Annotated in this window: 6 protein-coding genes; 4 read left to right on the top strand and 2 right to left on the bottom strand. The window is 49.7% G+C overall.

Annotated elements, in window-relative coordinates; translation table 11 throughout:
• The first annotated feature begins 12 nt into the window (after positions 1-12).
• The gene (locus DW896_RS14200) at positions 13-1,398 is read left to right on the top strand and encodes a TolC family protein (protein ID WP_008662091.1); all 1,386 of its coding nucleotides are present in this window, start codon (positions 13-15) and stop codon (positions 1,396-1,398) included.
• 99 nt (positions 1,399-1,497) lie between these two features.
• A complete protein-coding gene (lpxA, locus tag DW896_RS14195; RefSeq protein ID WP_008662093.1) occupies positions 1,498-2,265 on the top strand; it encodes an acyl-ACP--UDP-N-acetylglucosamine O-acyltransferase in 768 nt (255 codons plus the stop codon).
• 563 nt (positions 2,266-2,828) lie between these two features.
• Here lpxA and DW896_RS14180 read toward each other — a convergent pair.
• Both DW896_RS14180 and DW896_RS14175 read right to left on the bottom strand, forming a co-directional pair.
• Complete coding sequence (locus DW896_RS14180) at positions 2,829-3,563, bottom strand: carbohydrate-binding family 9-like protein (RefSeq protein WP_098031924.1); 735 nt, start codon at positions 3,561-3,563, stop codon at positions 2,829-2,831.
• Entirely contained in the window at positions 3,554-4,636 is a 1,083-nt protein-coding gene (locus tag DW896_RS14175) for a phosphotransferase enzyme family protein (RefSeq protein ID WP_008662096.1), read from the bottom strand. The genes DW896_RS14180 and DW896_RS14175 overlap by 10 nt, the downstream gene beginning before the upstream one ends.
• 189 nt (positions 4,637-4,825) lie before the next feature.
• Between DW896_RS14175 and DW896_RS14170 the strand changes: the two genes are divergently transcribed.
• Both DW896_RS14170 and DW896_RS14165 read left to right on the top strand, forming a co-directional pair.
• A complete protein-coding gene (locus tag DW896_RS14170) occupies positions 4,826-8,899 on the top strand; it encodes a hybrid sensor histidine kinase/response regulator transcription factor (protein ID WP_009037414.1) in 4,074 nt (1,357 codons plus the stop codon).
• Positions 8,900-9,028: 129 nt separating this feature from the next.
• Positions 9,029-10,588, top strand: coding sequence for an arylsulfatase (locus DW896_RS14165; protein ID WP_008662099.1), 1,560 nt, complete (start codon positions 9,029-9,031; stop codon positions 10,586-10,588).
• Positions 10,589-10,623: the final 35 nt, after the last annotated feature.

The raw sequence follows: 10,623 nt of genomic DNA, 5'->3' as shown, positions 1-10,623 counted from the left end.
CGATTAGCGATTATGAAGAAAATAATATGCCTGATGTGCGCAACTGCTTTATTGAGCAGTTGCCACATCTACAAATCATACGACAGACCCGAAGACATAACAACTGCCGGACTGTATCGCGACACGGCGTCCGTGAACAATACATTAGCCGCAGATACGGCCAACTTCGGTAATCTGCCTTGGAGAGAAGTGTTCACAGACCCGCAGCTGCAGACACTTATCGAGCAAGCACTCACCAACAACGGTGACCTGCGCAGTGCCGCCTTGAACGTGAAACAAGCACAAGCCGCACTGATGTCTGCCCGCCTTGCCTATGCTCCGATGCTTGCCTTGTCTCCGCAAGGAACCGTCAGCAGCTGGGACAAGGGAAAGGCTACACAAATCTACTCCCTGCCCGTCACCGCAAGCTGGCAAGTCGACCTCTTCGGTCAACTGCTGAACCCGAAGCGACAAGCAAAGGTTAGCTTGAAGCAGACGCAATTCTACGAACAAGCCGTTCAGACGCAAGTCATCGCCGGCGTAGCCAACATGTACTACACCCTGCTGATGCTGGACCGCCAACTGCAAATCACCGAAGGCACCGTCGAGATTCTGAAAAAGAACCTGGAGACCGTGCAAGCCATGAAAGATGCAGGCATCTACGGAACCACTTCTGCTGCCGTAGAGCAGAGCCGCACTGCCTACGCTCAAGTCATGGCATCACTGCCCGACATACGCCAGAGCATACGCGAAACCGAAAACGCCCTCTGCCTGATGTTGCACCAACCGGCACAGAGCATCGCACGCGGTGTGCTGGAAGAGCAACAGCTGCCTACGGAATTTTCAGTAGGTATCCCCTTGCAGTTGCTATCCAACCGTCCGGACGTGAAAGCTGCCGAGATGTCACTGGCTGCCAGCTACTATAATACCAATAGCGCCCGTGCCGCTTTCTACCCGCAGATTACATTGAGCGGTTCGGGAGGCTGGACCAATAACTCCGGTGCAGGTATCGTCAACCCGGGCAAACTACTGGCTTCCGCCATCGGTTCGCTGACGCAACCCTTGTTCTATCGCGGTGCCAACATTGCCCGTCTGAAACAAGCCAAGGCACAAGAGGAGCAGGCTAAGATTCAGTTCCAAACCGCCCTGCTGAATGCCGGAAATGAAGTGAGCAACGCCCTGCACCTGTATCAAATGGAGAAGGACAAAGCCGTTTCACGCACTATTCAAGTAAATTCTGCCCGCCAAGCTGCCTCAGATACAAAAGAATTGTTTAACTTAGGCACGTCGACCTATCTGGAAGTCTTGTCTGCCGAGCAGTCTTACCTCAGCGCACAGCTTGCAGAAGTATCCGACACCTTCAGCAGCATGCAGGCGGTTATCAGCCTGTATCAAGCGCTTGGAGGAGGAAGAGAATAAAATGAGCGATAAGTGATTAGTGATTAGCGATTAATGAAATAGTAAATCCTAATCACTAACCATTTATCACTAATCATTAATCATTAATCGCTAATTACTATGATAAGTCCGTTAGCTTATGTAGATTCTGCCGCAAAAATCGGCAAGAATGTAACCATCCAGCCCTTTGCATTTATCGAAGGGAACGTGGAAATCGGTGATGACTGTATTATTATGTCGGGTGCAAAAATTCTGCACGGTACCCGCATGGGAAAAGGGAACAAGGTACATCACAATGCCGTTCTGGGTGCCGAACCGCAAGACTTCCACTATACGGGAGAGAGCAGTATGCTGATTATCGGTGATAATAACGACATCCGCGAGAACGTGGTTATCAGCCGTGCTACCCATGCAGGAAGCGCTACCCGCATCGGCAATGAAAACTACCTGATGGATGGTGTACACCTCTGCCACGACGTGCAGATAGGCAACCATTGTGTACTGGGTATCAAGACTACCGTAGCCGGAGAATGTCAGATAGACGATTGTACCATTCTGAGCAGCAATGTCATTCTGCACCAATACTGCCACATTGGAAGTTGGGTACTGATTCAAGCTGGCTGCCGCATATCAAAAGATGTGCCGCCCTATATCATCATGAACGGTAATCCGGCAGAATACCACGGTATCAACGCTGCTGTGCTTCAACACAAACACCAGGTGACCGAACGTGTATTGCGCCATATCGTAAATGCCTACCGTCTGGTATACCAGGGAAACTTCAGCGTGCAGGATGCCTTGCAGAAGATTGAAGACCAAGTACCGATGAGTGACGAGATACACAATATCATCAACTTCATCAAGAATTCCAAAGGAATCGTGAAGTAAACACCCTTCTTCGGGCACGAATCACGCAGACAATACGGATGAATAAATTCTTTTCTGTAAGTCTGCGTAGTTCGTGCCTTTTTCTATATTCCTCTACAATAGTTCCTGCATTATCTTTTACTATTTTTTGATGCATATTCATTCCAGGCAGTATGCTAAGTAAAACAAACTGTTTCCTTTAACTAAACATTTTGTTTCCTTATAGAAAACACTTTGTTTCCCTTAACAAAACAGTTCGTTCCATTATATGAAAACAAAGTGTTTTTCTATACTGAAACAAAGTGTTCTCTAATGCTGGAACAAACTGTTCAGTGTTGTGAACTAACGGATTAAGTATATAAAGGGTATTTATTATACTGTTTCTGTAGACAATGGTCTGTCTTGTCCTATAAAAGACGGGGAAAGAAGCAGGAAGCAACCGGGTACGCTCGGAAGGGTGAGGGTAAAATTTGCCCTCACCCTTTTTATTTGCTCTCACTCACCCTTGAAAGGGCGATGAATAGGGAGTTTCAGAAAAGCGGTGATAGTGGTGAGGGCAGGTTGAGTAATTTTTTGTTCTACTACTACTCGAAATGCAGGGTACCGAAGAACTCCGGGCAATGGAAGTTCGGCTTCTCCAGACCTATCGGATTCCAGGAAAGGAAATGGGGAGTCTGGAGCTTGTCACCGCATTTATAAAAATTGGCACGGAGCGTCTTTCCATCCAACGAAGTGATGTCATGCAGGAAGAAAGCGGAATAAGGGATGACCAGGGCCACTTCCCAGGCACACTCACCTACTCTTTCGTCGAAAGCCTCACGTCCCAAAGAAGCCCAACGCTGTACTTTATCGAGCACCTCTTGCGGGGCATGCTGGCGGTTTCCACGTCCGGCACCTGCCCCAATAAGCAGAGTCCCGGCACAATTACACTCCATATTGTAGTACACTCCGTCATCGGCAGGCACAGAGAAGAACTCTACACACGCATCTTCCCAAACCGGACCGTTATCGTGGCCTGCAACTGCGCGTACACTCGCTTCCCTTACCTTGAAATGCAGCAGAATGGCATCTTCCGTATGCGCTATGCGGAATTCCACATCGGGAGTATAAGGAAAAGCAGCCCAATTCACAGTGTTTACGGGCTGAAACGCCACCTTCTCTTCATCCAGAAGAGCCGGAACCGACTCTACCGGTATATTGGCCACACTTACTTTCTTTACATTCAATTCTTTCATTTTACTATTTTGGGGATTAATTGCAGACAGCGGCAACATGCAAAGAGCTGCCGCCATCGTCATTAAAAACTTTTTCAGATACATGAGTCAATGAACTTTTTCATCTCCGGTGTATGTTCCTCCACACTCTGCAACAGTTTGAACTGAGCCTTGGTACGCACAAGATTGTGCTCCGGATACTGGATTTTATAATAAGTATCACCGTTGATATAATCTGCCAGGAAGCGTACGCACTGCATGTATGGGAACAAGGCAGCCGCATAAGGCAGATTCTCAATCTCTATCGGCAACAGGAAGGACTTGCCCGATTCCAGATAGCCCTTGGTAAATGCCCGGAATATTTCCATATTGAAGTTCACATTATCCGGATTCTTGTCGTCTTCCAACCCCGTGTTGGCACCTGAGCGAAGGAAATCGCCATAATCGGAGAAGATGAAGCTGGGCATCACCGTATCCAGGTCGATGACACAAAGCACCGTACCGTCTTCGTCGAACATCATATTGTTCACTTTCGTATCACAGTGGCATACCCGTTTGGGCAGTTTGCCTTCACGGAACAAGCGTTCTGCCTTGCACATTTCATCAGCGCGTTTTTCTATCTCATCCAGAAAATACCGCACCTCCTGCACACGTCCCGCCGCATCGGCAGCCACAGCATCACGGAGTTGCTTCAGGCGGAACTCCATGTTGTGGAAATCGGGAATTGTCTCGCCCAATGTATCTGGAATGTCGGCAAGCATAGCCTGGAAATTACCGAAGGCAGTTCCCGCATAATAGGAATATTCGGGGTTCACCGTCTCGTAAGTCTTGGCACGGGGAATAAAAGTCATGATACGCCAGTAGTTCTCACCGTCATACCAATAGGTTTTCCCTTCGGCCGTGGGGATGAAATGAAGCACTTTACGCTCGACATCGGCCTCTCCTTTCTCTTCCAGCTTCTTACGGATATGCCCGGTCACAGCCTCGATATTAGACTGTAACATCTCTACATTCTGGAAAATGGCATGATTGATACGTTGCAGAACATAGTCCGGCGCATCGGCCTCAACGGTGGTCACTTTGTACGTATCGTTAATCAGGCCTGAGCCTAAAGGCTTGATTTCACGAACCGTACCCTGCATTTGAAAATGAGATACAATAGATAAAAGGTCTTTCATGATAATAAATGAATTAATTTGTTTACAAAGATACGCCGATTGCCATCTATCAAAAGACAAGTATCGTTCGGCGCGCTTCCAAAATTATACATTTATCCAAACATAACCGCAAAAACTGCCTAATAAATAAGAAGTCTTGTACAAAATATACCTATATTTGTAACTGAAACCTTAAAAACTACCCGAAAAGTGCGAACGTTTATCATCCGGCTGCTTCTTGTTTCAGTAAGCATGATTGCTGCAACCCTGCAGGCGCAGAACATCACCTTCAACCATCTGACAACCGACGACGGTCTGTCACAATTCTCCGTGAACAGCCTTTACATCGATGAAAACGGTGTCTTATGGATTGGAACCCGAGAAGGCTTGAACCGTTATGACGGAGAAGACATACAAACTTACAAGCTGCAGAAGAACGACCCTTACAGCCTTTTCTGCAACACCGTGCTGCGCATGGCCGGCAACCGTAACGGAAAAATCTACCTGCTCTGTACGGAAGGAGTAGCCGAGTTCAATCTCGCCACCCAAAGATTCACCACCCTGCTGCAAGGAAATGTACACAGCATATATTACAAAGAGGCCCTTTTCATCGGAAAACAGAATGAAATCTACCGCTATAACGAGCAGACCGGGAACTTTGACCTCTATTACCAGCTTCCCGGAAAAAGTCTGGAAATCTGCTGTATGCATCTGGACAAAGGACAAATGTGGATTGGAACGACCACCGACGGAGCATACCGCCTGCAACTGGACAAGAACGAGCTGACCCACCCCATCCTGAAAGGCAACATCACCAGCATATACCAAGACAGCGAAGGCGAGTTATGGATTGGCAGCTGGGAAGAAGGGCTGCACCATGTAAAGACCGACGGAACCATCGAAATCTTTGAATACGACGCAAAGAACCCTTACAGCATCTCTTCCAACTTCGTGCGAGCCTGCTGTGAAGACAATCTGGGAAACATCTGGATTGGGACATTCAACGGATTGAACCGGTATGACAAAAGTACGGGACTCTTCCAGAACCACACTGCCAGTGATGCCCAGAGCGACGGACTGACACACTCTTCCATCTGGTGCATCGTAAAGGACAACCAAGGAACGCTGTGGCTGGGGACCTACTTTGGCGGCGTCAACTACTTCAACCCCGAGTACGAGATATACAGCCGCTATATGTATTCGCCCATCGAAAAGAAGGGGCTGAGCAATCCGGTTGTAGGCCGCACCATCGAAGACAAGGACGGCAATCTGTGGATTGGCACCGAAGGGGGCGGACTGAACTATTACAACCGCCGTACCCGTGAGTTCAAATGGTTCCGCCCGGAAATCGGTCCCAACAGTATTTCCCATAACAACATCAAGGCTCTCTATTATGATGCCTCCAAAGACATCATCTGGATAGGAACCCATCTGGGCGGACTGAACAGACTGGACATACGCTCGGGGCGATTCACACACTACCGCATGGAAGCAGGTAATCCGGAGACCTTGCCTTCCGACATCATCCGCGATATCGCGCCTTACCAAGACCACCTGGTGATAGCCACCCAAAACGGAATCTGCCTCTTCGACCCTGCCAACGGGAAATGCCAACAACTGTTCCAGGACAGCAAAGAAGGCAAAAAAATCAAGATGGTGGCAGATGTCACTTTCGACAGCAACGGTACGCTCTGGATTGCAGCCACGGGCGAAGGTGTGTTCAGCTACCGTTTCGATACCGGCAAACTGACCAACTACCGCCATGATACTGCCGACCCACACAGCATCAGCAACAACAATGTAAACAACATTACCCAAGACAGCAAAGGCAATCTGTGGTTCGCCACTTCGGGCAGCGGACTGGACTTATACCGCCCTGCCAGCAACGACTTCGAGAACTTTGACCAAGCGAAGAACGGCCTTTCCAGCGACTGTATCTATGAGACGGAGGAATCCCCCACCAGCGGCAAACTGCTGCTCATCACCAACGAGGGCTTCTCCATCTTCGACTACCGGCAAAAGGCATTCCTGAACTACAGTGCCGAAAACGGTTTCCCAATGACTGCCGTCAACGAGAATGCCCTTTGCGTGACCCGTGACGGAGAGATATTCCTGGGAGGCACGCAGGGAATGATTTCTTTCCATGAAATGGAGTTGAACTTCACGCCGAAACCCTACAAAATCATCCTCTCCCGCCTCATTGTGAACGGAACGGAAATACAAGTGGGAGATGAGACCGGTATCCTGCAGCAAGCCTTGTACTGCACCCCCGAGATTACGCTCAACGCTGACCAGTCCATGTTCAGCATAGAGTTTGCCACTTCAAACTATGTAGCCGCCAACAAAGACGACATCATCTATAAGCTGGAAGGCTTCTCCAACGACTGGAACAGTGCCCGTGGACTGCACAACATCACCTATACCAACCTGAATGCCGGAACCTATAACTTGATTATAAAGCCCAACGGAAAAGACGAGAGCCTTTGTCCGCAAGTCCACCTGACCATACACGTGTTGCCTCCCTACTACAAGACTCCCCTTGCCTATCTTATCTACCTGATAGTGACGGGAATCCTGCTCTGGTATCTGGTGCGTACCTACAAGTCCAGAATCAAGTTGCGTGAATCACTGAAGTACGAACAGAAGCACATCCGTGACGTAGAGGCCCTGAACCAGTCAAAGCTACGTTTCTTCACCAACATTTCCCATGAATTCCGCACCCCGCTGACACTCATCGTGGCCCAAGTGGAAACGCTGATGCAACTCCAGAACTTCACGCCTGCCATATATAACAAGGTACTGGGCATCTACAAGAACAGCATACAGCTACGGGAACTCATCACCGAGCTGCTCGACTTCCGCAAGCAGGAACAAGGGCACATGAAGATAAAGGTAAGTCCACACAACATCGTGAACTTCCTATACGAAAACTATCTGCTTTTCCTGGAATATGCCAGCGCCAAACAAATCAGCCTCTACTTCGAGAAGGAAACAGACAGCCTCGAAGTATGGTATGACCAAAAACAGATGCAGAAAGTGATAAACAACCTGCTGTCCAACGCCGTCAAGCATACCAAGGCGGAAGACAGCATCACCCTCAGCATCAAGACCGAAGGCAGCAATGCCGTCATCCGCGTGACCGATACCGGCAGCGGCATAGATGCCCGGGAAGTGGACAAGATATTCGACCGCTTCTACCAGATAGACCAAATGGACTCTACAGATGCAAGCAAGACGGGTACGGGTATCGGCCTGGCATTGACGAAGGGTATCGTGGAGCTCCATCACGGCACCATCCGTGTGGAAAGCGAACTGGGCAAAGGTAGCAGCTTCATCGTAAACCTGCAATTGGGGAACGCACAGTTTGACGAAGAGCAAATAAATAAGAATGCAGACAGTGTGCAACAAATAGAAATTCCCAAACCGGAAAACGATGCCCTGCTCAAGGCGGAGCTGGAAGAGAGTGCTCCCATCAAACGACTCCCGGATGCAAAAATCCTGATAGTGGAAGACAACGACTCCATCCGCGACATGCTGGCAGGTATCTTCAAGCCCTTCTACGAAGTGCTGACTGCGGCCGACGGAGCGGAAGGACTTGCACTGGTGCGCAGCGAAATGCCCAATATCGTAGTCAGCGACGTGGTGATGCCCAACATGTCGGGAACGGAACTGTGCAAACAGATAAAGAGCGACTTCAACACCTGCCATATTCCCGTGGTACTGCTCACGGCACGTACTGCCATCGAACAGAATATCGAGGGACTACGCATCGGTGCGGACGACTATATCACCAAGCCGTTCAACACCAATCTATTGATTTCGCGCTGCAACAACCTCGTGAACTCGCGCATCCTCCTGCAGGAGAAGTTCAGCAAGCAGCCGCAAGCCTTTGTACAGATGCTTGCCACCAACCCCATAGACAAGGAGATTCTGGACCGTGCCATGGCAGTCATCGAGCAACATCTGGACGATACGGAGTTCAACGTCAACGTCTTTGCCCGTGAAATGGCAATGGCACGCACCAATCTGTTCACCAAGCTGAAGGCTATCACCGGACAAACTCCGAACGACTTTATCCTGACCATCCGCCTGAAGAAAGGCGCTCTAATGCTGCGCAACAATCCGGAGCTGAATATCACTGAAATTGCGGACCGGATCGGTTTCAGTTCTTCACGCTATTTCTCCAAATGCTTCAAGGACATTTACCATGTCAGCCCACTGGCCTACCGCAAAGGAGAGAATGGAGGAGAGGAAAGTACGGAAGACAGTGAAGAGACATCTTAATATTGTACATCAAGCCATCGCATGATACGGTTTGTACTTTTTCTCCCTTCCCTTGTACTTCCTTATACACCCGATTCCATAAAACCTCTTACCTTTGACCTCAGAATTACAATCTAAAGTCAAAGAACTATGAAGCATTTTTCCCCCTTGTGGTCTCTGATTCCCGGTGCAGCCCTGATAGCGGGATGCGGAAGCCAACCTAAAGACAAGACTTCGGAGCACTCGCCGCAGAAGCCCAATGTAGTATATCTGATTGCTGATGACCTGGGTATCGGCGACCTGAGCTGTTACGGTGCCACCAAAGTAAGCACTCCCAACATTGACCGCCTTGCCGGACAAGGCATGCAGTTTACCAACGCTTATGCCACTTCTTCCACCAGCACTCCTTCCCGTTTCGGCCTGCTGACGGGCATGTATCCCTGGCGACAGAAGAATACCGGCATCGCTCCGGGCAATTCCGAACTCATCATCGATACCGCCTGCGTCACTATGGCCGATATGTTCAAGGAAGAAGGCTACGCCACTGCAGCAGTGGGCAAGTGGCACCTCGGCCTGGGCCCTAAAGGCGGTACAGACTTCAACCACTCCATCAAACCGAACACCCAAGACATCGGCTTTGACTATGAATACATCATCCCCGCTACCGTCGACCGCGTTCCCTGCGTCTTTGTAGAGAACGGACATGTAGTGGGCCTCGACCCCAACGACCCTATCACTGTGAGCTACGACCACAAGGTCGGTGACTGGCCCACCGGTCTCGAAAACCCCGAACTCGTCAAGATGAAACCCAGCCAAGGGCACAATAACACCATCATCAACGGCATCCCCCGCATCGGCTGGATGACCGGCGGCAAATCCGCCCTTTGGACAGACGAAGACATTGCCGACGTGATTACAGACAAGGCCAAGAACTTCATCACAGCCCATAAAGACGAACCTTTCTTCCTTTATATGGGTACGCAAGATGTACATGTTCCCCGCGTGCCACATCCGCGTTTCGCCGGCAAGAGTGGTTTGGGCGTACGTGGCGACGTCATCCTCCAGCTGGACTGGACCGTGGGTGAAATCATGCACACTTTGGACAGCCTCGGCATTGCCGACAACACCATTTTTGTATTCTGCAGTGACAACGGTCCCGTCATAGACGACGGCTATCAGGACCAGGCACGCGAACTGCTGAACGGCCATACTCCCATGAAGCACTACCGCGGTGGGAAGTACAGCGCTTTCGATGCCGGTACCCGCATTCCCTTCATTGTACGCTGGCCCAATGGCATCAAACCCGGCAAACAACAAGCCCCCTTCTCCATGATTGATGTATACGCTTCATTCGCCGCCCTGCTGAACCATCCGCTGGAAGCAGGCATCGCTCCCGACAGCCGCGACCAGCTCAACAACTTCCTGGGAACCGATACTGCCGGATGTGACTATATTGTACAACAGAATCTGGACAATACACTCTCCATTATCCAAGGAGACTGGAAATACATAGAGCCCAGCGACAAGCCGGCACTGGAGTATTGGACAAAAATAGAAATGGGCAACGCCCCGCAGCCCCAACTGTACAATCTTTCCATTGATCCGTCCGAAAAAGACAATGTGGCAGAAGCCCATCCGGACAAGGTAAAAACGCTCTCTGCCCTACTGGAAGAGGTGAAGGAAGCAAAGAACCAAAGTGAAAGGGAATAAAAGTACAAGAGTGGTATAGTTCGCAAGTTTTGTAC

The sequence above is a fragment of the Bacteroides sp. AM41-16 genome (genome assembly GCF_003603495.1).
Classification (GTDB): Bacteria; Bacteroidota; Bacteroidia; order Bacteroidales; family Bacteroidaceae; genus Bacteroides; species Bacteroides uniformis.
The sequence above is the reverse complement of the archived record's forward strand: the minus strand, read 5'-3'. Positions and strand labels throughout refer to the sequence as shown.

What these genes read in the sequence shown, in the direction of transcription:
- DW896_RS14200 (WP_008662091.1), top strand. Translation starts at nt 13, where the DNA reads ATGAAGAAAATAATATGCCTGATGTGCGCAACTGCTTTATTGAGCAGT.
- lpxA (WP_008662093.1), top strand. Translation starts at nt 1,498, where the DNA reads ATGATAAGTCCGTTAGCTTATGTAGATTCTGCCGCAAAAATCGGCAAG.
- DW896_RS14180 (WP_098031924.1), bottom strand. Translation starts at nt 3,563, where the DNA reads ATGTATCTGAAAAAGTTTTTAATGACGATGGCGGCAGCTCTTTGCATG.
- DW896_RS14175 (WP_008662096.1), bottom strand. Translation starts at nt 4,636, where the DNA reads ATGAAAGACCTTTTATCTATTGTATCTCATTTTCAAATGCAGGGTACG.
- DW896_RS14165 (WP_008662099.1), top strand. Translation starts at nt 9,029, where the DNA reads ATGAAGCATTTTTCCCCCTTGTGGTCTCTGATTCCCGGTGCAGCCCTG.